This is a genomic window from Stutzerimonas tarimensis, assembly GCF_042648805.1.
Taxonomy (GTDB): Bacteria; Pseudomonadota; Gammaproteobacteria; order Pseudomonadales; family Pseudomonadaceae; genus Azomonas; species Azomonas tarimensis.
In genome coordinates this window covers 96048-121574 of record NZ_JBHRXZ010000012.1, presented here as the reverse complement: position 1 = coordinate 121574, position 25527 = coordinate 96048, and the positions used below count along the sequence as shown (strand labels likewise).

The window sequence follows — 25527 nt, the reverse complement described above, 5'->3', positions numbered from 1 at the left end:
CGTCATTTGACACTCATGGTTACTCCCTTGAAAGCACCTTTCACGCCCGACCAGATCAGGTTTGGATTCCTGATCTCCTTGATCGCGGTAATGGCAGAAAGGATGAAGGCAGAAATAAAAGCGAAGAGTGGCCCGTAATAACGCTTGTTGAACCGTGTCGCCGCCCGGTTGCGGTAGTAATGGTAAAAGGCCGAGCGACTTCCTGAGCTCAGCGATCCGTAGTGAAAGAGTCGGCTTGTCGGGACGACCTGAATGCCGATGCCGGTTCTCTTGGCGCGGTATTGCCAGTCCACTTCTTCGGAATACATGAAGTAGTTTTCATCCATGAGCCCGATTTCGTCGATGACGCGACGGGTGAACGCCAGGCTGCAACCCATCAGATAGTCAGGCTGCTCGTTACGTTCGATCATCGTCTCGGGCGTTTCGCCCTTGCCAAGCAGCTTTGCCTTGCCCAGCAGGGGAAACAGTTTTCCCCCGCCGTAACACTCGAGAGTCTTGTCATCAGCGCTGAGGATCAGCGAGCCGACGAATTGGCGGTCATTCTGCTGCAGGGTTTCCAGCAGCGGAGTGAACGCGTCGTAGTCCACATAGGTGTCGTTGTTGACGACCCAGAAGGTCTCGGCGTTCAGATGTTCGAGTGCCCAGCGAATGCCGAAGTTGTTGCCCCCGGCATAACCATTGTTTTCCGGACTGCCCAGCACTGTGACGTTTTCCAGACTCTTTTGTGCCACCCAATCACGGAGCGCTTCCTCGGAACCATCCATCGAGTGGTTGTCGATCACCAGGATGTGGTTCAGCAGCGGACAATGTTCGAGCAAGCTTTCAGCACAACTGATCGTCTCAGTAGCTGCCTTGTAATTTAGGATAAGAGCGATATTCATAGACCTGCTCCTTACTGCGCTGGTGCTGGGCTTTTAGTGAATGCATAACCAAAAGGAATGCAATGGTGGCCTGGTTGTAGGCAAGAAGACCGGCGAGCGGCCAGATACAGATCAAGGCAAGAACGGCGGGGTAGATGAAGGACATGTCATCGTCGATCGCCTTGGCGATCTTGCGATAGAAGAACAACGTGATGGGTACGATCAGGAAGGTCAGGAAGCCATACTTGAACAGCAGCCCGAAGATGCCCACGTCCGTCAGGAAGAAGTGCTCGCCGAAGTAAGGTACGAAGCCGCCCTGCCACATCAGCGAAAGCGAGCCACTGGGCAACCAGTTCACCTGGTCGAGGTGCATGAAGATCGAGGCGATGGTATAAGGCCTTACGCCATCCTCGACGCCTGATTCGAACTGCTCGTCATAGAATCCCAGATCGATGCCGACGATCTGCAGGAGCTCGGGATAGATGTACAGCGGTGCCAGCAGCACGGCGAGCATGACCCCCCACATGAGCACCTTGGCACGCAGGTAGAACACTGCAAACACCAGGCAGAGCGCGATCAGCTGGCGAGTCTGGGTGGCGAACACCAGCGTCAGCAGCAGGATGGCGGCAAACAGCAGATAGAGATTCTTGCTGCGCGGCGAGCCGTCGATGGGCGACGCGCCCTTGTCCCAGATTGCCACGCAATAGAAGAAGGTCAGGCACATCAGGTAGGGGCCGATGGACGACCGGTCGGGCCGGTCCCAGGAAGCCACTTCGTCACGCCAGTCTGGCACCATGCCGAACTTGAAGCCCCACGAAAGCACTGCCGCGAGGAGTGCCACGTAGATGAGGGCGCGCTCGAACTGCAGGGGAGTGACGCGCTTGCCCACATAGAGCAGGGGCGCGAAGCCCAGGCAGTAAAGGACGCGTCGCTCTTCGATGAAGCCGTAAACGAAGGGCTGCCCATAGGTGAAGTAGGAGAAGATCATGGGCAATACGATGAACACCGCGCAGGTGAACACCGCGTAGTACATGAGCACCCGAAACTCCCGGGATGTCTCTTCCGTTGCCGCCAGCATCAGCAGGATGGCGAAGCCGATGCACAGCGAAAGATAGGCCTCGTTGAGCGGCCGGATGCCGATGGGGTTGTGCGTACTCTCTCCAAACAGGGAGAAATGCAGCATCAACACCACCAGCAGAGCCGGGAAGAAAATGAACCGTGAGGCGAAGGTCGGTCTACTGATCATGTGCGGCGTCAATCCTTTAATCCATGCCTGCCTGCGGGCGGTCGGCCGTCACGCCAGTTCCAGCTGGCGCTTCTTTATCTTCTTCCTGCGTACCAGAAATCCGGCAAAGGCCCGGAAACTCTGATACAGGCCGATCTCGCGCAAGCCCTTTCCGAGCTCGAATCCCTTGTAGGACGGCGTTTTCAGCCGCAACAACTTCATCGCCAAAAGGCGCGCCACGATGGTGGTGCGCCGGTAGTACTGAAACGGCTGGATCTTTCTGATCTCAGCCGGCTCCATGTCTTCTGCTATGACAACGCCAGCGGCTCGAGCGTTTCCAAAAAGTTTCTGCCCTTGGTCGGAGCGGACAAGAATGAGCGACTGGCCATCGGCTTCTTCGAAGGTTGGGTAGCCGTCCCCGCTCGCTTCCCAACCGTCGGCACAGACGATGTCGGCAAATTCGCCGATGCCGTCCGGGCAGATCTTGCAGCGCGTCTGCAGGTGCCGGTTGAGCACTTTTCCCCAGGACTCGTTGTAAGTCATGGTCCGGCGCTCACCGTTCTTGAGCACAGCCTGGGTCTTGCCCGGCCAGCCGTCGCCGCGATAACGGAAGCTGGCCAGCTCCTCTCGTGGGACCTCGAGTTGCTCGAGAAGCTCGTCGGTGCCCCGCAAGCTCGGGGTACCGGCACACATGAAGGACAGAATGTAGGGAATGTTCTCGCGCAGCCGTGGATCCTCGGCCTGTACCTGACGCACCGCGGCTGCCTCGCAGGGCTTTCCGATGAACAGGAATTTCTCTTCGCCGCTGGCGATGAAGGCGAGCGCTTCGGCCGCCGAGGCCGGAGCGTAGCGCGAGCCACAGGACGCGATGATGTGCTTGCGAGAGCGGCTCACCACGGCAATGTTTTCCAGCGGATTGATCGTTGAGGCACGAACCTCGACCACGCCATCGACCAACCCCTGCTCGAGGCAGTACTGAGCGAGGGCGCTGAGCACACCTCCCGAGGAGCCGTTGCGTCGAATCTCGGGATCGCTGGCGTAGCCGGTGAAGGTTTCCTTGAGCTCTCCCCAGATCGGATCGTAGCGCTCGGTCTTGTAGGGCCTTATGTCCAGATTGAGGGCCGGGCATGCCTTGGCGAAGGCGTCGCTGCGCCTGGCGTCGGCCACGGGTTTGTCGCGGAACAGTGGATTCAGGAACGGCCGACGGTAACCGTCGTCGTTGAGTTTCATGCGGATTGCGCCTTCGCTTGCCATTGAGCTGCAGAGGCCGCATCCGCTGCAAAGATCATTTTCAAGGATCCGATTCACTACAGCTTTCATACCTGTGGTTCCTTGAGCGACCGAGTCGCACGGGCGTCTCGGTGCGCATCGACCGGGGAGATGCTCCCGGCTGCGCGATTGCGAAAAATCCTCGTTAGTGCCAGTCCATAGATACTTCCCAGTACGACCATCCCGAAGGTGGCAACCCAGGGCACTGCCTGAATGCCGTGAGACGGGATGAAGATCCAGTAACAGGTGAGCGTGACCACGCCAGAGACCACTATTCCCAGCGTCCGGAGATAGCCCGCGCCGAATGCCATCAGTTGTACGCCCAGCGCGGCAGTCAAAAATCGCGCTGCGGTAAAACAGGCAAAGCCGAGCCAGAGTGCGTTCAGCTGTTCATAGGCGCTGCCAAGAAAGTGGTCGGTGTACAGCGGGCCGAACACGTAGAACCCGATAGAAAAGACAATGCCCAGCAACATGAATTCGCCCAGGATTCTTATTCCGTAGCGCAGCAGACCAGAGGCATTGTTGTGCAGGCGGTGGGCATAACGGGGGATGTGCACGCTGGCCAGCAGCACGGTGAAGGGAACCGCACCCTGCAGCAGGCGCGATCCGGCGTAGTAAATGCCGGCGGCTTCCCGGCCGGCGATGTGATTGACCAGGATGACGTCGAGCTGGGCGAATATATTGGTCGCACCGCTGTCTAGCGCGAAACTTGCCGAAACTTTGAATCGCTCGCCCAGCGCACGCCACGACTGACGCAGGATGCCGCCGAGCTCGAGCAGCCGCGACAGGGCGCCGACGGCGAACGCTGCGTAGATCAGGCGGGACACCAGAAAGGCGATGCCGATGGCGATCAGGTCGTTTTGCAGGTAGATCGCCAGACCGATCAAGGCGAAATGGAGCAACGCCGTGGCCACCACGATGCGTGTCTCGCGGTGAAACTGGCCGATGCTGCGAAAGACCACCAGTGCAAGGTCACCGTAGGAATTGGCCAGCGTTCCGATCAGGAACAGCAGTGCCGCGATGCGCTCGTGCGGCTGTAGATCGAACCAGAACAGTGTCAGTGGTACCAGTACCAGGCATGCCGGCACCACCATCAGGGTCTTGGCCGCCAGGCTGGCGGACATGATCTCGCCGGCGCGCCCGCGTTCGGCACCGATATCGCGCAAGGCACGCATGCCGAAGCCGTAGTCGGTGACCAGAGCGACGATGGTCGACCAGGTGATAACCACAGAGACGAAGCCGAAGTCGCTCGGGCCCAGGGTCTTGGCGAGTATCAGCAGCGTACCGAGCGCCGCGGCAGTCCGGGCGCCGGTGGTAATCCCCATCAGGACGTGATCGCGCATGTCGGTCAGCCCTGGTAAGCCAGATGCCCGGGGACGAGTTTGCTCATCAACTCTTCAAGCGCCCGGCTGTAGGCAGCGAGCTTGCGACGGATGATGTCCTGGCTGGCGGCCACTTCGTTGCGTAGCCGATCACGATTATCGAGCTTGGCGAGTACCATCTCCAGCGCGCTTTCAGTTGACTCGGTCCGCAGGTCGACCACGTGGCCATAGTCGAGCGACTCGTAGAGCCCGGAGAATTTCCGGCTGTAGGCCAGCGGCACCACAGGCACCCCCGCGGAGAACGCACCAATAGTGGCGTGCATGCGTGCTCCGACAAAAAAATCCAGTGCGGCGATATAGGATTTGGCCTCGATCGGGCCATGGAAGCGGGGCGCCAGTTTCACCGTTGGATACTTGTCACGCAGTCGCTCTGCCAGGGCATAGTCATCCTCCTCGGGGAAGCCCAGCGGGATCACGTGGGGAACCAGATGCACTTCATGGCCGCGCTCGAGCAGCGCATCGATCAACTGGGCGGTCAGCTTCTCGTAATTCACCTTCAGACCGAACTGGTTGGCATTTCCCTCGTATCCACCATGGTGGAGCAATGCGGAAACGCTAAGACCGATAGCGACCTGGTCAGGGCTCCTCACCTCGCTGTGTCGAGAAAAGGGCAGGGCGAAGGCAACGTCGATCACCTCGTCACGATGATCGATTTCCAGATCCCGCAGGACCGCGAACGATTGGTGGTCGCGGGCGAACACCTTGGTGCTGCGGTGCATGGCCCAGGCGGCGGCGCGGGTGCCCCAGTTGGACTTGAAGGGGCCGATGGTCTGCGGTGACAGCACCAGCGGGATATTGCCGGCGAGCGCCATGCCTTTGCTCACCAGTAGCTTGATCAGCCGCTTGGAGCCATAGATGTCGGAAAAGCTGTCGCCCTCGCCGATATCGAAGATCGCGTCGCACGAGCGAACCGCCTGAAGTAGCTTGTGGGGGTGCTTGAGCAGCGTCTTTTCATTGAATTCGATGAATTCGTATTTGAACCGGGCGGGGTCGGGTGGGTAATCACACTGCCCGGTGGAGCCTATGATGAGAAACTCGGGGACGATACCTTTCTCGCGTGCTGCTGCGTCGATGAGCAGCATGTTGGAGATGCTCAGCGCACCCACGCCGAGATTACCGGACGAAAACGAGTGCCATAACAAGCCGAACTTCATGGGTTGTTTCACTCCTGGGTAGACGGGCCTATTTCGCTGCAATCGTTGTCGATGTGCTTCTGGAGGATGTCCATTTGCGGACGGTCCTGGCCCTTGCGTGGCTCGATGGCCATCTTGTAGTCACCCCAGCCGGGGCCGGCGGCCCAATAGGCGCTGGGAATGCAATGCTCGTTCAGGTAGGCGAGCATGTTGTCCATGGCGACCAGCATCGGCAGAGAATCGTCGGGCACGCCGTATTCGCCGATGAAGCCGCGATGGCCGTTTTCCTTGAGCCAATCGACGAAGGGTTTGACTCTATTGACGCCGAGCATCGGATCGACCTGCTCCGGTTCCTGGTAGCGGCCGGAAAAGTCCTTGTCGAAATAGACGTGCGCCTCGTAGACCAGGCGATCGGCCGGGTCCTTGATGTTCAGGTTGCCGTTGATCATCGGCCAGTGCCAGGCACTGGCCCAGCGATCACCTTCGATGAAGATCAGCGTTTCACTGTCGACTTCGCGGATCGCATCGACGGCCGCCTGAGCCGCGCCCGGCCAGAGCCCGGCGGTGCTGTGTGGCTCGTTCATGATGTCGTAGCCATACAACGCCGGATGCCCGCCGAAGGTCTCGGCCAGCAGGCGCCAGACTTGCGCATAGGATTCGTAGGGTACGTGCCGCGACCCAATCAGCTCGCCGCGGTAACGCGCGTAGTTGTGCATGTCGAGGATGACTTTGAGGTCATGCTGGGCGGCCAGATCGAGGGTCTTTTTGATCTGCCGGACATAGTCGAAATGCAGGCGATCACCCAGGTTGCGTTGCACCCGTTCCCATTTGAAAGGGAAGCGGATCAGCCGGACATTCTTCTCCTGGTAGTACTGGAAGTGCCGACGTTCCGGAAAGTGGTAATCCCGGCCGAGCTTGCCTGGTAGCACATGGGGGGCGAATTCCGCGCCAGCCATGTTCACTCCGATGAGGGCAATGCCGCGATCCTGGTCCGCGGCCGCACCGCTGGCAACCAGCAGCAGGCTCGCTACGGCTAGGGTACGGCGGCCGCGACCGAGCAGTCTGGCAAGTAGGGTCGTCATCATTTCAACTGCATCCTTCGCTGTAATACTTCCGTCCAGGCCGCTTCCGCGAGGCAAGCCGCCGGCCAGCCCTGCTCAGGGATGGCGGCGGTGCGGGGAAGGGTCGGGGAGGCGGCTAGCGGGTGTACTCATACTGGTAGTAGCCGTACTCGCCATAGGTGGAAGCCTTGCGCTCCACCGCGTTGAAGATCACGCCCTTGACCAGTAATCCGTTCTGCTCCAGGCGGCGCTTGGCAGCTTCGATTTCCTTGATGCGGTTCTGGCCGTAGCGGGTGACCATGAGCGTGGTGCCGGCTTGGCTACCTACCAGGGAGGCGTCCGTGACAGCCAGGATGGGCGGCGTGTCAAAGATCACCAGATCGTACATGGCGCTCACTTCCCGCACGAAGCGTGCGAAGTTCTCATGCATGAGCAGTTCGGACGGGTTAGGCGGCATCTGGCCGTGGCCGATGACATGCAGGTTGCTCATCGGGGTCTTGTGGATCGCGTCGAACAGGGTGATGCGCCCGGACAGGATATCGGACAACCCCTTGTCGGCCTGGGTACGGAACATCTTATGCAGGTAGCCCTTGCGCATATCGGCATCGATAAGCAGGACTTTCTTGCCGGACTGCGCGATGACCACCGCCAGGTTGGTAGTGACAAACGACTTGCCGACACCCGGGCTCGGACCGGTGATCATCAGCACATTATTCTTGGCTTCCATCATGGCGAAGTGGAGGCTGGTCCGCAGGCTGCGTAGCGATTCGGTAGCTAGATCGGCCGGATCGTTGAGCGCCAGCAGGTAGGACGCTTCGCTCTTGTCGCGCTTGAAGTTGGCCAGGCGCTTCTCGATGACTTGCTGCTTCTCGCTGAAGGGGATAGCGGCATAGACCGGGATGCCGTTGCGCTCGATTTCCTCGGGGTTCTCCACGCCGCGCTTCAGGGCCTCGCGAACGTAGACGAAGATCACCGCCAGCAGCGCGCCAAGCAGTGTGGCCGCAATGACCACCAGGGGCTTGTTCGGCTTGACCGGACTCTCGGTGTCCACGGCGGCGCGGTCGATGATGCGCACGTTGCCAACGGTACCGGCGCGGATGATGTCCAGTTCCTGGGTCTTGTTCAGCAGCAGAGCGTAGGTATCGGAGGACACCTCGACGTCACGGGCCAGGCGCAGCAGTTGTTGCTGGGTTTCCGGAAGCTGACCGATGCGGGTTTCGAGCTGGGTCTTTTGCGTCTCGAGTTGTTCGATCTGGTTCAGCAGAGCGCGGAAATTCGGATGTTGGCGAGTGAAGCGCCGCTCCATTTCGCTGCGCTTGAGCTGCTGCTCGGAAATCTGGGCTTCCAGATCGACGATGCGGTCCAGTACGGACTGGGTCTCGGCGCTGATGTCCACGGAGCGAGCGCCAGTCTGGTACTCGTTGAGCGCCCGCTGCGCGGTTTCGAGCTCGCGACGCACCTGGGGAATCTGCTCGTTCAGAAATTCCAGGCTCTGGGTCGCCTCGGCGGCATTGCGCGCCACGTTCTGATGAACATAGAGCTGGGCGATTTCCTGCAGGATGCGCACGGCCTGTTCCGGGTCACGGTCTTCCAGACTGACACCGACGATGCCGGACTGCTTGCCGCGCTCACCAGCGGCAAGCGCCTGCTGATAATGCTCGATGGTGCTGAAGGTGCGATTCTTCACCACGTCGAAGCGGGTACCGGGCCGGGCAACCAGCTCCGAGACCATGATCCGGTAGCCGTCGCTTTCGATCTCCTGGCCGATCGTGCCCTGGATTACAACCTGGCCGTCGGGATCGCGCAGCAGAAAGGCATTGTTGTCAGCCGCTTCCAGGGTCAGCTTCTCGCCATGGATCCGGTCAGGAACCAGAAGGTGAGTGACCCGCAGTGTCTCGCCGCCCCAGGCATAGGATTCCAGACCCTCGGGGTGCCAACCGAGCTCGCCGTCTTCGCTGGGCTCGAAGCGCCGGGCCATGAAACCGCCGACGATGGGGAAGTAGCGTGGCGAGATCTCGATGTCGAGATTGAGGTTCTCTACGGCGCCGCCGACCACGGTCCGCGAGCGTAGCAGGGAGATTTCCGTCTCGGCCGGCGACACCGGCGGGCTCACCGAGACGATGTCGGTGAGGCTCGGCATACCGGTCTTCGCCTCGATCTGGATCATCGCGTTGGCGCGATAGATGGGCGTGGCCAGCAGTGCATAAGCGATGCCCAGGGCCGCAAAAAAGCCGGTGATACCGAGGATCAGGCCCCGGTTGTTCAGGAAGGTGTCGAACAGATAGGCAAGGTCGATGTCCTTGCTGTCCTTGCTGGAGTCATAGATGGGGCGCGGCATGGTAGTCATCGAAGTCCCTTTGATTATTTCAGATAGGGGAGCCAGCTTTCGACGGAGCGCGTCAGAAGCTGGTGCACGTGTTCGAAAGCGGGGCGCGACTGGCGAAAGGGATCCGGTATCTCCAGCTCGCTGTGCCATTTGCCGACAAGAAACGTCTTGCCGTGTACCTCCGGCGCCATGTGCCGGAGATGCTGAATATGGCTGCGCTCCATGGCGAGTATCAGGTCCGCCTCATGCAGCATGCTGCTTTCCACCTGTCTGGCCCGGTGAGGCCCTGGGTCTATTCCGTGATCCCGCAATACTTCTTGAGCGGTCTTGTCCATGGGTTTACCTACTAGTGCGCCTATGCCGGCCGAGCTGAAGACCGGCCCTCCTTCCTGAAGGCTGTGCCTGAACAGCACCTCGGCCGCTGGGCTGCGGCAGATATTTCCTACACAGATGATCAGGATATTTCGAAACATGGCCCCTTACGTTCCTTGTTCTGTTGGCAAATACAGCGAGCGCTGTGAAAGGAGTTGAGAGCGGACAGGCGGTAATTAGTTCCGCCGGGCGGCTCGGCCCGATTGCGACCGACGGCGGTCGCAATCTTCGCTTTCACGGTCGTCGCCGGTCAGTACACGTCCTTGTTGAACAGCAGCGCAGGGATGGTTTTCAGGAGAATGTAGATGTCGAACCAGACCGACCAGCGCTCGATGTAGTCGAGGTCGTACTCGACGCGCTTCTCGATCTTTTCCAGCGTGTCGGTCTCGCCGCGGTAGCCCTTTATCTGGGCCCAGCCGGTGATGCCCGGCTTGACCCGATGGCGAGCGGAGTATTCCGACACCGCCTCTTCGAACAGCACGCCTGCCGCCTTGGTGGCCGTGGCGTGAGGGCGAGGACCGACCATGGACATGCTGCCGAGAAAGACGTTAAGCAGCTGCGGCAGCTCGTCGAGGCTGGTCTTGCGGATGAAGCGCCCCACGCGGGTGATGCGGTCATCGCCACGCGTGGTCTGGCGGGTCGCGTCGGCGTCCGACTTGGCGTGGTGCATCGAGCGGAACTTGAAGACCTCGATCCAGACGGTTGTTGTAGCCGTAGCGTTTCTGCCGGAACAGCACCGGGCCCGGGGAGTCGAGCTTGATGGCGAGTGCCACCAGCAGCATCACCGGCGACGCGAAGATCAAGGCGATGGTCGACAGCAGGATGTCCTCCACGCGCTTGATCAGCGGCGACCACCCCAGCAGCGGAAGGTCTGAGGCGATCAGGGCGGGGAGACCCGCGACGTCGGTAATGCGTTTGTTGGCGTGGCGAAAGGCGACCATGTCCGGAACCAGCAGAACGTTCACCGGCAGCTTGCGCAGCTCGGCGATCAATTGTCCGATGCGGTTGTCTGCGAACCAGGGCAGGGCGACGAGAACCTGGGTGACTTTCTCCTCCCGGATCATGCGTTCCAGGTCGCGGGTATTACCCAGCAGGGGCAGGTCGCCGAGGCGCTTGGGCAGTCGGCCGAGGCGGTCGTCGATGAAGCCGAGCACGCCGGTACGAATGTCGCGGTTGGCCTGTAGGTACTCGGCAATGCGCACACCGTTTTCGGTGCCGCCCAGGATCACCGCGTTCTGCAGGTACATGCCCTTGTCCATCAGGCGGCGGAACAAGGCCAGCATGGCCAGGCGCTCGGCGCCGAACAGCACCGTGCTGGTGACAAACCAGAACACCAGATGGGCCGGTTGCAGGTAGCTGAACAGCCCCAGCCCCTGGTGCATGAAGATCAATACGCTGAAAGCCGCTGTCCAGGCGACGAGCATGACCCGGAAACGCAGCAGGGTGCTAAAGATTTCTTCGCTATAGATGCCGAGCGTCTGAAAGATCACCAGCGACAGTACGGCGAACATCAGTAGAAAGGCACTGAAGCCGCTACCGGGCGCAGCCATTTCCAACGGTTGGAAGGCCAGCAGCAGGAGGCCTGGAAGCACTGCGGTCAATGCATGTGCGAGGCGGACACTGGCCTTGAAATAGTCGACGAAGCTCGGATGAGAATATTCTAGGGTTCCTGCGGTCTGTAAGCGCATGAAAAAAAGGCTCCTTCCTTCGCAGATGCCGGTGCGAACGCTTCGGCGGGTCTGCCTATTGATGGCTTGACTCGATTCCAATGTGTCGGGACTAACCCAACCTTCATCCGGATAAGTGCTACGACCGTGATGGCAAGAATGAGTTCAGTGCAGCCAAGTGTTTGCAAAAATCACTTGAGCAATACGGTCGGGTTTGTAACTGGATGATATTCAAGACAAATTTATCCAATTGAGGTGTTTCGGCCATCCTGAATGGGGCGCCGGCCTCGGCTTTTGCGTCTTGTCTGACACTAAGCCCTGCCGTCTCTGTCGAACGCAGAGTCCGCCCGCTATGGGCGCCGGGACGAATTAAGTGGGTGCTGTGTCGGAGACAGGGAGTACGGAAATGAATCAAGGCAGGGCATGGCTGATCCTCAACGGCAAGCAGGCCAGCAACGAAGAGTTACGGGAGGCCGTGGGCTACCGGCGAGAGCTGGGTTGGGATCTCTCGGTGCGGGTGACCTGGGAGGCCGGAGATGTCGAGCGGCTGGTGGAAGAGGCGATGAGGGCAGGTTGTACCCACGTGATTGCGGCGGGCGGCGACGGCACGCTAAGCGAGGTCACGCAGGCCATGATCGATGCTCGAACGAGTGCCAGCCTGGCGCTCATACCCCTGGGCACGGCAAATGACTTTGCCCGTGCCGCGGGCATTCCATTGTCGCCCAGCGATGCCATGACCCTGCTCGACCTGCCACCGGTTCCGGTTGACGTGGGTCGGGTGGCGTCGCGCTGTTTTCTCAACATGGCCACTGGCGGCGTCGGTTCTCAGGTGACCGCCAGCACCTCCAAAGAGCTCAAGCGGGTGCTGGGTGGCGGTGCCTACCTGCTGACCGGACTAAGCCGTTTCGCTGAAGTCCATTCGGTTTACGGGCACTTCCGTGGGCCAGGTTTCGACTGGGAGGGCGAGTTTCTCGCTTTCGGCGTGGGCAACGGGCGGCAGGCCGGTGGGGGGCAGGTGCTCTGCCCGAACGCGCGAATCGATGACGGGAAACTGGAGCTGTGCATAGTGCCTGCGCCGGAGGATGCGGTCGGCACCCTCGGCACGCTTCTCGCGGGCGGCCTGCAGGGTATCGAAGCCGTATCGGTCAGTGCATCGCTCGAGTGGGTACATCTGCAGGCCCCGGCTCCCATGGATATCAATCTGGATGGCGAGCCGCTCAGTGGGCGCGACTTCAGGTTCACCGTCGGACGCGGTGCACTTCGCTTGCACCTGCCAGCCGATTCGCCACTTTTCGAAGCCGCAGCGGGAGCAGTGATCGATGAGGCGTGATGGCTTGATGCCATACTCCGCTGGCCGCCGGGAGCCTGTTGCTTGACCTTCAAGGACGCTCGATTGCGGCCGATAGCCTCTGGTCAGCCTTTTTATCCGTACAGGACCCGCCATGGCCGCCATTCTCGACTCGGTCGATCAACGTACCCGCCTTGTCGGCGAAAATCGTCTGGAGATCCTGATGTTCAGGCTTTCCGGCCGACAACTGTTCGCCATCAACGTATTCAAGGTACAAGAGGTGGTGCAGCTGCCACGCCTGACGTTGATGCCCCACCGTCATCCCCATGTACGCGGCGTCATCAACCTGCGCGGGCAGACATTGCCGGTGATAGACCTGTCCCAGGCGATCGGTATGCGGCCGCTGGTGGCGGACGAGCGCAGTACCATCATCGTGGCCGAGTACAACCGTAGTGTTCAGGCTTTTCTCGTCGGAGGTGTCGAGAGAATCCTCAACCTCACCTGGGAGTCGATCCAGCCTCCGCCTGGCACTGCCGGTCGCCATCACTACCTCACGGCGATCACCCGGGTCGATGAGCATCTGGTGGAAATCATCGACGTCGAGCGGGTGCTGGCCGAAATCGTGCCGTATAACACCCGAATCGCCCCCGAGCGGTTGGCCGATCCGCTGCTCGAGAAGGCGCGCGGGCGCGAGGTCCTGCTGGTGGACGACTCCAGTGTGGCCTTGGCTCAGTTGCGCGAGACACTGGTGCAACTGGGGCTGAAGATCCACACCGCGACCGACGGCCTGAAAGGGCTGCAAAAGCTCAAGGAGTGGGCCGACGCTGGCGAAGTGCTGACCGACAAGCTGCTCATGGTGTTCACGGACGCGGAAATGCCGGAAATGGACGGCTACCGCTTGACCACCGAGATTCGCCAGGACCTCCGGCTGCGGGACCTGTATGTGGTACTGCACACCTCGTTGTCGGGCAATTTCAACAAGGCGATGGTCAAGAAGGTCGGTTGCGACAATTTCCTCTCCAAGTTTCAGCCCGAAGGGCTGGTCGACGTGGTTCGCGACCGCCTGCAGCGTGACTAGCGTTATGCTTGGCCTCCCGACCTGGAGGCCTTCATGCAGCTGTCAGCGCTTTACCGTTATCCGCTCAAATCTGCTGCTGGCGAGTCCATGGGCAGCGCTCTCAGCGATGCGCTGGGGCTGGCCGGCGATCGCCGCTGGATGCTGGCTGAGGCCGACAGCGGCCGCTTCGTCAGCCAGCGCAACTTTCCCCGCCTGGGCTTGTTGCAGGCGCGGCTGGTTGCGAACGGACTGACGGTGGTCGCCCCTGGCCTGGATCGCTTGACCGTTGCGCAACCTGATGCGGATTCGCCAGCCCGGCGAGTACAGATCTGGGGCGAGCAGGCCGATGCCCTGGACGCCGGCAACGAGGCAGCGGCTCGGCTCGGCAGCTGGCTGGGCCTGCGTTGCCGTCTGGTCTACCTGCCTCTCCAGCAGGGTGTGCCGGTCGACACCCGATATGCGGCTCATGGGGAGCGAACCGGCTTCAGCGACGGTTTCCCGTTTCTGCTGATCGGCCAGGCATCGCTCGAAGATCTTTCAGAACGGGTCGGCCGCGAGCTAGACATGCGCAGGTTCCGTCCGAACCTGGTGGTCCAGGGCGCGCCAGCCTACGCCGAAGACCAATGGAGGCGCATCCGGATCGGCCCGGTGACCTTCCGGGTCGTCAAGCCATGCACCCGTTGCATTATCACCACCCTGGACCCCGATAGCGGAAGCCGTGATTCAGGGGGTGAGCCGCTGGCTACGCTGGCCAGGTACCGCAAGGGAGAGGGCGGGGTGCTCTTTGGTCAGAATCTCATCGCCGAAAACACCGGCGAACTGAAGCTGGGAATGAGCGTCGAGGTGCTCGAATAGGGGGCCGCGGGGCTGCGCTTCAAGCCCCGCGGCAAGACCTCACTGTCCTTCGAAGAAACGCTCGTGCCATTCCACCAGGGGCTGCGGAGCGTTCAGCTTCTGCCCGTAGATGACCGAATAGGTCAGCACGTTCTGCACGTACTGGCGGGTCTCGTCGAACGGGATGTTCTCGATCCAGACGTCGAACGACAGGTGGGTGGCGTCACGCAGCCACTGGCGGACCCGCCCGGGGCCGGCATTGTAGGCCGCTGAGGCGAGCACGCGGTTGCCCTTGAACTGACCGTAGATCTGGCTCATGTAGGCGGTGCCGAGCTGGATGTTGGTATTCGGGTTGAGCACCTGCTGGGGCGAGCTCAGCGGGATGTTGTAACGCTTGGCGGTCTCCTTGGCGGTGGCCGGCATCAGTTGCATCAGGCCGGTGGCGCCGGCATGCGAGCGTGCATCGGCCATGAAGGCGCTTTCCTGGCGGGTGATGGCGAATGCCCAGCTCGGGTGGATGTCCCGCTCCCGCGCCGCCTGCAGTAGGCTCTCGCGGTGTGCCATGGGGAATCGGATATCGAGATCGTCCCAGTACTTGGCCTGGCTGATGGTCCGGATCGCCGGGAAGTACCATTGCATGTCATAGGCCAGGCGAGCCTGGGCGACCATTTCGTCGCGGTCGAAAAAGCGCGAGGCGTGATACCACTCGCGACGGCCATCGACGATCTGTCCCCGGGCATGAAATTCCATGGCGCGGCGAATCCCTGGCGCGTTACGCACCTTGCTCATCAGTTTGGCATCGAGCTGCAGCGGCTGATGGTTGAGCCGGTACGGTGCCTGGATGCGGTCGGCGGAGAGAAATCCGTAGAAGTCGCGCTCCTGGGCCACCGGCTGGTACAGCTTGGCCACCCGGTCATCCTTTTGCCGCGCCAGCTCCAGGCTGCGCGCATGCCAGTAGCGCCAACGATTGGTTTCGGCCAGCTCCTTGGGGAACCGCTCGATCAGCGCATGGACCTCTTCCCAACGGCCGAGGCGCAGCAACAGGCGCGCGCGCCATTCAGCGAGGTTATGGTCTCGCAGGTTCGGGTCATAGCGGCTCATCACGTCCAGCGCCCGCGGATCGAAGCGCTTGGCCAGGGTCAGGCCGATCTGCCGGGCCAGGGCGACCTTTTCCTCTTCGGAGAAATTCATGCTCCGCGCATAGCTTTCCAGCAGGCCCAGGGCTTTCTCCGGGTCCTGACGTGCCAGGCGGCGCAGACCGATGCTGACCACATCGCCCATGGTCTCGCTTGCCGGCCTGAAGCGCTCGGGGTTGTTGATCAACTGGGGTTTCTGGGCGACTTCGACCATCAGCTTGACCTGGTTGCCCAGGGTGGGCATCTCCCGCGCGACGAAGTTGGCTAGACCGAAGTTGCCTGCTTCGACGGCAAGCTTGGCGCGTTGCCAGCGCTTGTGCTCGGTGAGCTGCCCCGAAGCCATCAACCGCTCGAAAAGCGGATCGCAGGTGTTGGGTTGGGACTTACCGACGATCCACAGCTGCTCCGCCTCGGCCAGCCCTTCGCTCCGACGACCGTTCTCCAGAAGATTGATGCCATTCAGGCAATCGAGCTCGGTGAATCCCAGCGCTGGGTCGTAGTGCTTGCTGAATATCTGCCAGTCGCCGCGTCTGGACAGGTGGGTAAGCCAGCGCAGCTTCATCCAGCGGATCTGCGGTAAATCGCCATGCTGGGTAAGGAACTGCTCGACTTCGGCAGTGCTGGCAGTGGCAAGTCGGGCGTTGAGCTCTTCGAACGCCAGATGGGGCTCTAGCGGGTAGTCCTTGAGCGTCTGGGCATAACGGCGATACGGCCCGGCGTCGCCCTTGGCCAACGCGCTTTTGGCTTCGTCATAGTATTGGCGTTGCTGGGAGAGCGTGGCCGCCTGGGCGCTGCTGGCAACGCCAAAAGTAAAGGCAACACAACAAGAAAGCAGGGCGAGTCGGGTGCGCATGATGATTCCGCGAAGGAAAAAAGAGGAGGGCCGGTTAATCCAAGCTTATCGCGCCGCCTGTTACGGCGGAATCCGGGCGTCATAAAAGCCGATGAAGGGGTGGGGTAAAGCGTTTCGGAGGATTTCCTGGCCGGGCCTGAAAAACGCTGCGCACAAGGGACTGGGCCTGTTCCCCTGCCTTCCTTGATTGATCCGCCTGGCTGTTCTAAACCGAAAAGGGCGCCTGCGCTCAGCTACAGAGCGCTTCCTGGATCCACCGCCTCGTATGAAAGGGGCCCGATAAAGGAGTTAGAGATGTCGGAATTGACCAATTTCACCTCGGCGCAGTCAACGACCACCCCAACCTCGGATTCGCACCTGCAACAGCTGATGCAGGCCCTGCTGGCTCGGGCAGACATCGAAATAGATGGCAGTCGCCCCTGGGACATGCACCTCAACCGCTCTGGCGTGCCGGAACGGGCATTTTCCACCGGGAATCTTGGATTGGGGGAGGCCTACATGGAGGGGGCCTGGGATTGTGAAGCCCTGGATGAGTTCTTCTACCGCTTGCTCAGGGCCAAGGTCTATCGCCACGTCCAGCCGTTGCGACTGGTGTTTCACGCGCTGCGCTCCAGGCTGATCAATCTGCAGAATGCCAAACGCGCCTGGCAGGTGGGGGAGGCGCACTACGATCTTGGCAACGACTTCTATGCAACGATGCTCGACCCACGCATGACTTACACCTGCGGTTACTGGGCAGATGCCAGCAACCTGGCCGAGGCCCAGGAAGCCAAGCTGGAACTGATCTGCCGCAAGCTTGGTCTCGAGCCTGGCATGCGCGTGCTCGATATCGGCTGTGGCTGGGGAAGTTTCATGGGCTATGCCGCCGAACACTACGGGGTCGAGTGCGTCGGCGTGACCATCTCCAGAGAACAGGCCGAATGGGCTCGCCAGCGCTACCAGGGGCTGCCGCTGGAGTTTCGCCTGCAGGATTACCGTGACCTCGACGAGCGCTTCGACCGCATCGCCAGCGTCGGGATGTTCGAACACGTCGGTCGCAAGAATCACCGTGTCTTCATGGAGGTGGCCAACCGCTGCCTGGCCGACGACGGCTTGTTCCTCTTGCATACCATCGGCAAGAACTGCCGACAGGGTGCCCCCGATCCCTGGATTGACCGCTATATCTTTCCCAACGGCGACCTGCCGGCGGCGAGCCAGATTCTCGAGGCGGCCGAGGGGTTGTTCGTGGCCGAGGACCTGCACAACTTCGGCAGCGACTATGACAAGACGCTGATGGCCTGGCACGACAACTTCGAGGCGGCTTGGCCCGGACACGCTGACCGTCTCGATGAGCGCTTTCGGCGGATGTGGCGTTATTACCTGCTGTCCTGCGCGGGCGCTTTTCGTGCTCGTCATATCCAGCTCTGGCAGTGGGTGCTGGCCAAGCACGGCGTGGAGGGCGGTTACCGTCGAATCGCCGCCTGATCTGCCGGGACTTGAAATGCTGCGCATTGTGCCTGCCGAACGGGCCCCGGCCTTCTGCTAGAATGCCGGCCCTTTCGGAGGTATTCATGACGCTGCTGAAATTTACCGATGTGTCCCTGGCCTATGGCGCCACGCCGTTGCTCGACAAGGTTTCCTGGCAGATTGCGCGCGGGGAGCGGGTCTGCATCATCGGCCGCAATGGCACCGGTAAATCGAGCCTGCTGGGGCTGGTCAAGGGCGTTCAACCCGCCGACGACGGCGAAATCTGGCGAGCGCCTACGCTGAAGATCGGTGAATTGCCCCAGGAGCTGCCACGTGCGGACGAGCGCAGCGTCTATGACGTGGTGGCCGAAGGGCTGGCTGAGGTCGGCCGACTGCTCGCCGAGTACCACCACCTGAGCCAGCACATCGAGACCGAGGATGACCTGAACAAGCTGGCCCATGTCCAGCAGGCCCTCGAAGCGCTCGACGGCTGGCGCCTGCAGCAACTGGTGGAAAGTATCCTGAGTCGCCTGCAGCTCCCTCCCGACAAGACACTCGCAGAGCTCTCGGGGGGATGGCGTCGTCGCGTGCTACTGGCCCAGGCGCTGGTGTCCGAACCTGACCTGTTGCTGCTCGACGAGCCGACCAACCACCTGGACATCGGCGCCATCGCCTGGCTGGAGGAGGCCCTCAAGGGTTTCAACGGGGCGGTGTTGTTCATCACCCACGACCGGGCCTTCCTGCAAAGCCTGGCGACCCGGATCCTGGAGCTCGACCGCGGCCATCTGATCGACTGGAACGGCGACTACGCCAGCTTCCTGGTGCACAAGGAACAGCAGCTCGCGGCTGAAGAAGCCGCCAACGCCTTGTTCGACAAAAGGCTGGCCCAGGAGGAGGTCTGGATACGCCAGGGCATCAAGGCCCGCCGCACCCGTAACGAAGGCCGTGTGCGGGCGCTCAAGGACATGCGAGCCGAGCGCCGCGAACGCCGCGAACGCCAGGGCAGGGCGAGTTTTCAGGTCGAAACCGCCGACAAATCCGGCAAGCAGGTCATTGTCGCCAAGAATGTGAGCTTCGCTTATCCGGGCGGCGAGCCGCTGGTGAAGGACTTTTCGCTGGTGCTGCAACGGGGCGATCGCATTGGCCTGCTCGGCGCCAATGGCAGCGGCAAGACCACCGTGCTGAAGCTCCTGCTTGACGAGCTCCAGCCCACCCAGGGCAGCATCGAGGTGGGCACCAAGCTGGAAGTCGCCTATTTCGACCAGCTTCGCCTGCAGCTCGAACCTGAGAAGACCGTCATCGACAACCTGGCCGAGGGTCGTGATTTCATCACCGTCGATGGCCAGAGCCGCCATGTCCTGAGCTATCTCGGCGACTTCCTGTTCAGCCCGCAGCGGGCTCGCACCCCGGTCAAGGCGCTATCGGGCGGCGAGCGCGCTCGGCTGCTGCTCGCCAAGCTGTTCAGCAAGCCAGCCAATATGCTGGTACTGGACGAGCCGACCAATGATCTCGATGTGGAAACCCTCGAGCTGTTGGAGGAAGTGCTGCTCGAATTCCCGGGCACCGTGCTGATGGTCAGCCACGACCGGGCCTTTCTCGACAATGTCGTCACCAGCACTCTGGTGTTCGAGGGCAATGGCCGGGTCCAGGAGTATGTCGGCGGCTACGAAGACTGGCTGCGCCAGGGCGGGTCGCCGCGCCTGCTGGGCATTGCCGACGACAAACCGGAAAAATCGACTTCAAGCTCGGCGAAGACCGAGCCAACCCAGGAGCCAGCGGCGGATGCCACGCCGGCGGCCCCCAGGAAGAAACTCAGCTACAAGGTGCAGCGGGAGCTCGAAGCGCTTCCCGGTCGCATCGACGAGACTGAGTCGGCCATCGCCGCCTTGCAGCAGGAAATGTCGGACCCAGAATTCTTTCAGCGTCCAGCCGAGCAGTCCCAGGCAGCCATCGATCGCCTGGAGAGCCTGCAAAAGGAACTGGATGTGCTGCTGGAGCGCTGGGCCGAGCTGGAAGAGTAGTTCTCGCAAGGAGCCGAGATGTCCATTGATTACCGCATCACCCTCGACGATAAGCACGAATTCAACTACAGCATCGACCTGGAGCGGGAGTTCTTGCCCGAGGCCGCGGCGCAGGCACCTGGCTGGACCCGCCTGGGTCACCAGCAGTGCAGCAATTGCCCATTGAGCCGCGAGCAACATAGCCACTGTCCGGCAGCGGTCGACCTGCACAGGGTCGTCGAGGATTTCCAGGGCCTGCCGGCTGTGCGCAAGGCGCAGGTGTGGGTGCGTACACCTGAGCGTGAGTACCGCAAGGAGGTCGGGCTGGATGAGGTATTGCGCGCTCTGCTGGGGGTCATCATGGCGACCAGCGCCTGCCCTGTGTTGCACAAGCTGAAGCCCATGGCGCAGCAGCATCTGCCCTTTGCCAACAACCATGAATTCGTGCTGCGTACGGTCTCGCTTTACCTGGCCAGGCAGTATTTCAACATGCGCGAAGGGCGCTATGCCGATTGGGAGCTGAAGGGATTGGTAAGTGCCTTCCAGCAATTACAACTGGTCAACCAGGCGTTCTGGCAGCGCATTCACGACACCTGTAGCGGGGACTCCAACCTCAAGGCCTTTCTGACCTTCTTCTCGATGTCGTCGAGCCTCACCTATTCGCTGGAGACTCAGTTGCAGAAGATCCGGCCCATGGTGATGAGTGCCGAAGAGCGCCCGGTCCGGGTCTATTGATCGCATCGGCCCCCGGGCTCAACCCGAGGGCTTGAGTCGCACGGCCAGCACATCGCAGGGTGCGCCGTGGAGGATGTCGTTGGCCGTCGAGCCCAGCAGCAGTGCAAGGCCGTGCCGGCCATGGCTTCCCACCACGATCAGGTCGCAGTTCTGCTCCCTCGCCAGCCGGTGCACTTCCTGGCGAGGCTGCCCGTAGGTCAGGTGGGCGAGATCGGCTGTAAGGCTCGGGTAGAGGTCCGAGAAGGTGTTGATGCGCTGGCGGGCCTGCTCGAACTGCTGCTGCTGCAGCATCGACAGGTCCATCGGTACGTCTCCCCCGAATGCCATCGCCATTGGCTCTATGACGTGGATCAGCCGCAAAACGGCCCCGCTGTTGCTGGCCAGCTCCTGGGCGCGGGCGACCACCGCGTGGCATTGTTCGGTAAGATCGATAGCCGCCACGATATTCCTGTAGGACATGATCTGGGCTCCCCTTTGTCCGGTGGGTCGATTATGGCAGAGCATCCAGTGCCGTTCGTGTAAATCGCTTTGCAGAATGCGATTGAGACAGACAGCCAGGCGCCCGCGGTAAATCCGCAGGCGCCTGTTATCATCCCGTTTTAACTCTGCCGGCCATCAGGTCGTGCCTGCCTCAGTGAGATATGCCGTCGATGTGGATTTTCGAAAACGACTATGCGCTGGCCTGGAGCCTTTACCTGCTTGGCGCGCTGCTCGGCCTGACGGTGTGGTTCAAGATGACCGGCTGGATGTGGCGCTGGCTCCGCGAACCGCTGCAGGTGCTGATGGCCGTGCTCCTTTTCACGCCGACGCTGGTTGACCCCGAACGCAACCTGATGGCACCGGCGCTGGCGATTGTCGCGCTGGACCTGGTATTCGGGGTGGGGCAGGAACTCTGGCGAGCGGTGTCCGACCTGGTCCTCTATGCGCTGGTCGGCCTCGCGCTCTATGCCGTGCTGGTGATCGCCCGTTGGCTGCTGGGTCGACGGGGCTCGGCCGAGGACGGGCGGACCCTGAGCGAGCGCATGGAAGACACGGCGCCCGGCGCCGTGCCTATGCCGGCGAGTACCCGCGCCGAGCCACGCATCTGACGCCTCAATTTCCACTGGCCGGAACCTCGATATGTGCGAATTGCTGGGCATGAGCGCCAATGTTCCCACCGACATCAACTTCAGCTTCACGGGTCTGATACAACGCGGTGGGCGTACCGGTCCGCACAAGGATGGCTGGGGCGTGGCCTTCTACGAAGGGCGCGGACTTAGGCTGTTCCAGGACAGCAAGCCCAGCGCCGAATCGGAAGTGGCGCGCCTGGTCACCCGTTATCCGATCAAGAGTGAAATCGTCATCGGGCATATTCGTCAGGCCAATGTCGGCGATGTCAGCCTGGTGAACACGCATCCTTTCGTCCGCGAGCTCTGGGGTCAGAACTGGTGCTTCGCGCATAACGGCCAGTTGGCCGGTTTCGCCCCTCCACGTGGACACTATCGCCCGGTCGGTGAGACCGACAGCGAGCGCGCCTTCTGTGATCTGCTGAACCGGATTCGCACGGCCTATCCAGAGCCGGTGGCGGCCGACCTGCTGCTGCCGATACTGATCGAGGCCTGCGCCGAGTACCGGACGCGTGGCGTCTTCAATTGCCTGCTAAGCGACGGTGACTGGCTGTTCAGCTTCTGCAGTACCAAACTGGTGGAAATCACCCGGAGGTCACCCTTCGGCCCGGCGCGGTTGAAGGACACCGACCTCACCGTGGACTTCCAGGCCGAAACGACACCGGATGACGTGGTCACCGTGCTCGCCACCGAGCCGCTGACCCATGATGAAACCTGGGAGAGCCACGTGGCTGGCGGCTGGAGCCTCTGGCGGCTGGGTGAATGCGTGGCTCGCGGACAACTCGGACACTGACGATGATCAGAAGCTACCTGCGCCTGGTTCTCTTCGCCCTCGGGCTGTTGGTCGGGGTGCAGGTACCGGGCTTCATCCACAGTTATGCCCAGCACGTCGAGGCCCGCCGCCTGGAGTCAGCCGAGGCTCTGCGGGGGTTCACGCTGACTGCGCAACGCTTCTTTCGCGATGATCTCCAGGCACTGGTGGAGTATTACCGCGCGAGCGAGGATCCGGTGTTTCGCAGCGATGCGCAAAGCGTCGAAACCGTGGTGTCCCGCTATCAGTTGCTGGAGGGTGAAGCGCGGGCGATGCGGGGGCCCTGGTATCGGCAGGCCTGGCACCTGGCGACGCGAGCCGATCATGAACTGCGTCGCGAGGCCTGGCGCGGCTATGGTTTTCAGGTCCTGCTTCGGCCCGCCGCGGTGGCCTGGGGCATCGCCTGCGCGCTGGTGTTCGCCTGGTTCGCCGAAGGGCTCTGGCTGTTGCTGACCGGACCGGTGCGACGTTACCGCCAGCAACGGACCCCGCGCCCTTGAACTACTTCGCCAGTTGCCGCATTCCCTGCTCCAGGCCATGCAGTGTCAGGGGATACATCTGGTTTTGCACCAGCTCCCGGACAAGCCCGGTCGAGGCGCTGTAGGCCCAGTGTTCTTCCGCGTAGGGGTTGATCCAGACGAGCCGTCGAAAGTGGGAAACAAAGCGCTGCATCCAGACGAAACCGGCCTCCTCGTTCCAGTGCTCCACACTGCCCCCCGGCTGGGTGATCTCATAGGGCGCCATTGCCGCATCGCCGACAAAGACCACCTTCCAGTCGGGGCCATAGGTGCGTAGCAGCTGGTGGGTAGGGGTGATCTCGGACATCCGCCTGAAATTGTTGCGCCAGACCGCCTCGTAGATGAAATTGTGAAAGTAGTAGTACTCGAGGTGCTTGAATTCTGTGCGGCAGGCCGAAAACAGCTCTTGGCATACCTTCACATGCGGATCCATCGAGCCTCCGATGTCGAATAGGAGCAACAGTTTCACAGCGTTGCGCCTCTCGGGACGCATCTGGATGTCAAGCAGGCCCCCCTCCCGCGCGGTATGGTCGATGGTCATGTCGATGTCCAGTTCCTGCGCGGCTCCTTGCCGGGCGAACTTGCGCAGCCGGCGCAACGCCAGTTGAATGTTGCGCCGACTCACCTCCACATCCTCGTCGAGGTTCCGGTACTCTCGCTGCTGCCAGACCTTGACCGCCTTGCCCCGGCGCGTGCCGGCTTCGCCGAGGCGGATACCTTCAGGATGATAGCCGCCCGAACCGAATGGGCTGGTGCCCCCCGTTCCGATCCACTTGTTTCCTCCGGCGTGCTTTTTCTGCTGCTCCTCGAGCCGCTGCCTGAAGGTTTCCAGAAGCTTGTCCAGGCCGCCCAGCCCCTGCAGTCTTGCCTTGTCTTCCGCGCTCAGCTGTCGTTCGAACTCAAGGCGCAGCCATTCGTCGGGGATCAGCGCCTCGCTCAGGCGTTCGACGTCCGGCAGGCCCTCGAAGTAGGCGGCAAAGGCTCGGTCGAACTTGTCGTAGTGACGTTCATCCTTCACCAGCACGGCGCGGGCCAGAAAGTAGAACTGTTCCATGTCGGCGAACACCAGGTGCGCCTGCAGGGCTTCCACCAGGTCGAGCAGTTCCCTGACGCTGACCGGGATGCGCGCGGCGCGCATCGCATCGAAAAATCCGACCAGCATGCGGCCTCAGGCGTCCGCATCGTGCTGGGGCAGGCCGTCGCGGATCTCATACCAGTCTGCCTTCGAGCCCACGAAGATATGCGACTGGGGCGGCGCGGGTAGCGGGGAGTCCAGGCTGCCCACCGCAACCCCCAGGGATTGGTGGTCGTGGTTGTCGACGAACTGGAGGTTCGAGCCGCAATGCTTGCAGAAGGTGCGGGTGACCGCTGGGGAGGAGTGGTAGACGCCCAGCTGGTCCTTGCCCTCGATAAGGTGAAAGTGCTCCAGCGGAACGCTGGCATAGGTGGCGAACGCAGCTCCGTGGACCTTGCGGCACATGCTGCAATGGCAATGGGTCAGGGACTCGATGGGGGCGTCGATACGGTACTTGACCGCGCCACATTGGCAGCTACCGGTGTGCATGGCTGTTTCCCTCTGTTGGTGGTGGACGCTCAGCGCGATGCGCGGCGGGTCATGAAGGCCAGCCGCTCGAGCAGCTGGAGGTCTTGCTCATTCTTCACCAGCGCACCTGCCAGCGGCGGGATGGCCTTGCCGGGGTCGCGCTCGCGCAAGGCGCTTTCATCGATCTGGTCGGCCATTAGCAGCTTGAGCCAGTCGACCAGTTCAGAGGTGGAAGGCTTTTTCTTCACACCGGGTACCTGCCGGATATCGAAGAACACCTCAAGTGCTTCCTCGACCAGCCTCTGACGAGCCTCCGGGAAGTGTACGGCAACGATTCGCTGAAGCGTTTCGCGGTCCGGAAAGGCGATGTAGTGAAAGAAGCAGCGACGCAGGAAGGCGTCGGGCAGCTCCTTTTCGTTGTTCGAGGTGATGATGATGATCGGTCGATGCCTGGCTCGAATGGTTTCATCGGTTTCGTATACGTAGAACTCCATTCGGTCGAGCTCCTGAAGCAGGTCGTTGGGAAACTCGATATCGGCCTTGTCGATTTCGTCGATGAGCAGGACTGCGCGGTCCTCTGCCTCGAAGGCTTCCCAGAGCTTGCCTTTCTTCAGGTAGTTGCGCACGTCATGCACACGCTCCGCGCCGAGCTGTGAATCGCGCAGGCGGCTGACGGCATCGTATTCGTAAAGGCCCTGGTGCGCCTTGGTGGTCGACTTGATGTGCCAGGTAATCAGGCGTGCGCCAAGGGCCTCGGCCAGCTGCTCGGCCAGCATGGTCTTGCCCGTTCCGGGCTCCCCCTTGACCAGCAGCGGTCGCTGCAGGGTGATCGCGGCGTTCACCGCCAGCCTGAGATCATCGGTCGCGACGTAAGTCGCAGTGCCCTCGAATTTCATGGGTGTTGC

Annotated in this window: 22 protein-coding genes and 1 pseudogene; 9 read left to right on the top strand and 14 right to left on the bottom strand. The window is 61.5% G+C overall.

All coding sequences use genetic code 11. From position 1 onward, the window contains the following. Window positions 1-2 precede the first annotated feature (2 nt). From ACFOMF_RS04610 to ACFOMF_RS04570, 9 genes and pseudogenes are all read right to left on the bottom strand, one after another. Window positions 3-881 (bottom strand): glycosyltransferase family 2 protein, encoded by an 879-nt coding sequence (locus ACFOMF_RS04610; protein WP_386361689.1) that lies wholly within the window; start codon window positions 879-881, stop codon window positions 3-5. Then, entirely contained in the window at window positions 841-2106 is a 1266-nt protein-coding gene (locus ACFOMF_RS04605; protein ID WP_386361688.1) for a hypothetical protein, read from the bottom strand. Before ACFOMF_RS04605 ends, ACFOMF_RS04610 begins: the two co-directional genes overlap by 41 nt. Before the next feature lie 48 nt (window positions 2107-2154). Beyond that, the gene (locus tag ACFOMF_RS04600) at window positions 2155-3315 is read right to left on the bottom strand and encodes a Coenzyme F420 hydrogenase/dehydrogenase, beta subunit C-terminal domain (protein ID WP_386361686.1); all 1161 of its coding nucleotides are present in this window, start codon (window positions 3313-3315) and stop codon (window positions 2155-2157) included. A gap of 86 nt (window positions 3316-3401) precedes the next feature. After that, window positions 3402-4697, bottom strand: a complete 1296-nt coding sequence (locus ACFOMF_RS04595) for a lipopolysaccharide biosynthesis protein (RefSeq protein ID WP_386361685.1) — start codon at window positions 4695-4697, stop codon at window positions 3402-3404. A gap of 5 nt (window positions 4698-4702) precedes the next feature. Further along, window positions 4703-5890: a polysaccharide pyruvyl transferase family protein gene (locus tag ACFOMF_RS04590; RefSeq protein WP_386361683.1), complete on the bottom strand. Its 1188-nt coding sequence runs from the start codon at window positions 5888-5890 to the stop codon at window positions 4703-4705. Window positions 5891-5898: 8 nt separating this feature from the next. Then, a complete protein-coding gene (locus ACFOMF_RS04585) occupies window positions 5899-6951 on the bottom strand; it encodes a glycoside hydrolase family 5 protein (protein ID WP_386361818.1) in 1053 nt (350 codons plus the stop codon). Between the two features lie 115 nt (window positions 6952-7066). After that, window positions 7067-9277 (bottom strand): polysaccharide biosynthesis tyrosine autokinase, encoded by a 2211-nt coding sequence (locus ACFOMF_RS04580; protein ID WP_386361681.1) that lies wholly within the window; start codon window positions 9275-9277, stop codon window positions 7067-7069. A gap of 14 nt (window positions 9278-9291) precedes the next feature. Beyond that, window positions 9292-9729, bottom strand: coding sequence for a low molecular weight protein-tyrosine-phosphatase (locus ACFOMF_RS04575; RefSeq protein ID WP_386361679.1), 438 nt, complete (start codon window positions 9727-9729; stop codon window positions 9292-9294). Window positions 9730-9878: 149 nt separating this feature from the next. Continuing rightward, window positions 9879-11316, bottom strand: a pseudogene (locus tag ACFOMF_RS04570) (undecaprenyl-phosphate glucose phosphotransferase). A gap of 385 nt (window positions 11317-11701) precedes the next feature. Here ACFOMF_RS04570 and yegS point away from each other — a divergent pair. From yegS to ACFOMF_RS04555, 3 genes are all read left to right on the top strand, one after another. After that, on the top strand, window positions 11702-12625 hold the full coding sequence (gene yegS / locus ACFOMF_RS04565; RefSeq protein ID WP_386361677.1) for a lipid kinase YegS: 924 nt from the start codon (window positions 11702-11704) through the stop codon (window positions 12623-12625). Window positions 12626-12737: 112 nt separating this feature from the next. Next, window positions 12738-13661, top strand: a complete 924-nt coding sequence (locus tag ACFOMF_RS04560; RefSeq protein WP_386361675.1) for a chemotaxis protein CheV — start codon at window positions 12738-12740, stop codon at window positions 13659-13661. A 33-nt stretch (window positions 13662-13694) separates the two neighbouring features. Next, window positions 13695-14495, top strand: coding sequence for an MOSC domain-containing protein (locus ACFOMF_RS04555; RefSeq protein WP_386361673.1), 801 nt, complete (start codon window positions 13695-13697; stop codon window positions 14493-14495). Window positions 14496-14534: 39 nt separating this feature from the next. Here the strand turns inward: ACFOMF_RS04555 and ACFOMF_RS04550 are convergent, their stop codons facing one another. Further along, window positions 14535-16463, bottom strand: coding sequence for a transglycosylase SLT domain-containing protein (locus ACFOMF_RS04550; RefSeq protein ID WP_386361671.1), 1929 nt, complete (start codon window positions 16461-16463; stop codon window positions 14535-14537). A gap of 294 nt (window positions 16464-16757) precedes the next feature. Between ACFOMF_RS04550 and cfa the strand changes: the two genes are divergently transcribed. From cfa to ACFOMF_RS04535, 3 genes are all read left to right on the top strand, one after another. Further along, window positions 16758-17927 carry a cyclopropane fatty acyl phospholipid synthase gene (gene cfa, locus ACFOMF_RS04545; RefSeq protein WP_449342985.1) on the top strand — a complete coding sequence of 390 codons (1170 nt, stop codon included), beginning with the start codon at window positions 16758-16760 and terminating at the stop codon, window positions 17925-17927. Window positions 17928-18013: 86 nt separating this feature from the next. After that, window positions 18014-19930 carry an ATP-binding cassette domain-containing protein gene (locus ACFOMF_RS04540; protein WP_386361669.1) on the top strand — a complete coding sequence of 639 codons (1917 nt, stop codon included), beginning with the start codon at window positions 18014-18016 and terminating at the stop codon, window positions 19928-19930. A gap of 18 nt (window positions 19931-19948) precedes the next feature. Next, on the top strand, window positions 19949-20644 hold the full coding sequence (locus tag ACFOMF_RS04535) for a DUF6901 family protein (protein WP_386361667.1): 696 nt from the start codon (window positions 19949-19951) through the stop codon (window positions 20642-20644). A gap of 18 nt (window positions 20645-20662) precedes the next feature. Here the strand turns inward: ACFOMF_RS04535 and ACFOMF_RS04530 are convergent, their stop codons facing one another. Further along, entirely contained in the window at window positions 20663-21103 is a 441-nt protein-coding gene (locus ACFOMF_RS04530) for a universal stress protein (RefSeq protein WP_386361665.1), read from the bottom strand. A gap of 191 nt (window positions 21104-21294) precedes the next feature. Here ACFOMF_RS04530 and ACFOMF_RS04525 point away from each other — a divergent pair, with 191 nt between their 5' ends. Genes ACFOMF_RS04525 through ACFOMF_RS04515 form a run of 3 tightly spaced genes read left to right on the top strand, consistent with a single transcriptional unit; the run spans window position 21295 to window position 23061 of the window. After that, the gene (locus tag ACFOMF_RS04525) at window positions 21295-21732 is read left to right on the top strand and encodes an MFS transporter (RefSeq protein ID WP_386361663.1); all 438 of its coding nucleotides are present in this window, start codon (window positions 21295-21297) and stop codon (window positions 21730-21732) included. Window positions 21733-21763: 31 nt separating this feature from the next. Beyond that, window positions 21764-22543, top strand: coding sequence for a class II glutamine amidotransferase (locus ACFOMF_RS04520; protein ID WP_386361661.1), 780 nt, complete (start codon window positions 21764-21766; stop codon window positions 22541-22543). 2 nt (window positions 22544-22545) lie between these two features. Next, complete coding sequence (locus tag ACFOMF_RS04515; RefSeq protein ID WP_386361659.1) at window positions 22546-23061, top strand: DUF2937 family protein; 516 nt, start codon at window positions 22546-22548, stop codon at window positions 23059-23061. Between the two features lies 1 nt (window position 23062). Here ACFOMF_RS04515 and ACFOMF_RS04510 read toward each other — a convergent pair whose 3' ends face one another. From ACFOMF_RS04510 to ACFOMF_RS04500, 3 genes are read right to left on the bottom strand one after another with little or no spacing between them, the layout of a single operon-like run. Further along, window positions 23063-24241 (bottom strand): vWA domain-containing protein, encoded by a 1179-nt coding sequence (locus ACFOMF_RS04510; RefSeq protein WP_386361657.1) that lies wholly within the window; start codon window positions 24239-24241, stop codon window positions 23063-23065. Window positions 24242-24247: 6 nt separating this feature from the next. Beyond that, the gene (locus tag ACFOMF_RS04505) at window positions 24248-24643 is read right to left on the bottom strand and encodes a GFA family protein (protein WP_386361655.1); all 396 of its coding nucleotides are present in this window, start codon (window positions 24641-24643) and stop codon (window positions 24248-24250) included. Window positions 24644-24672: 29 nt separating this feature from the next. Next, entirely contained in the window at window positions 24673-25518 is an 846-nt protein-coding gene (locus tag ACFOMF_RS04500) for an AAA family ATPase (protein WP_386361814.1), read from the bottom strand. Between the last annotated feature and the right edge of the window lie 9 nt (window positions 25519-25527).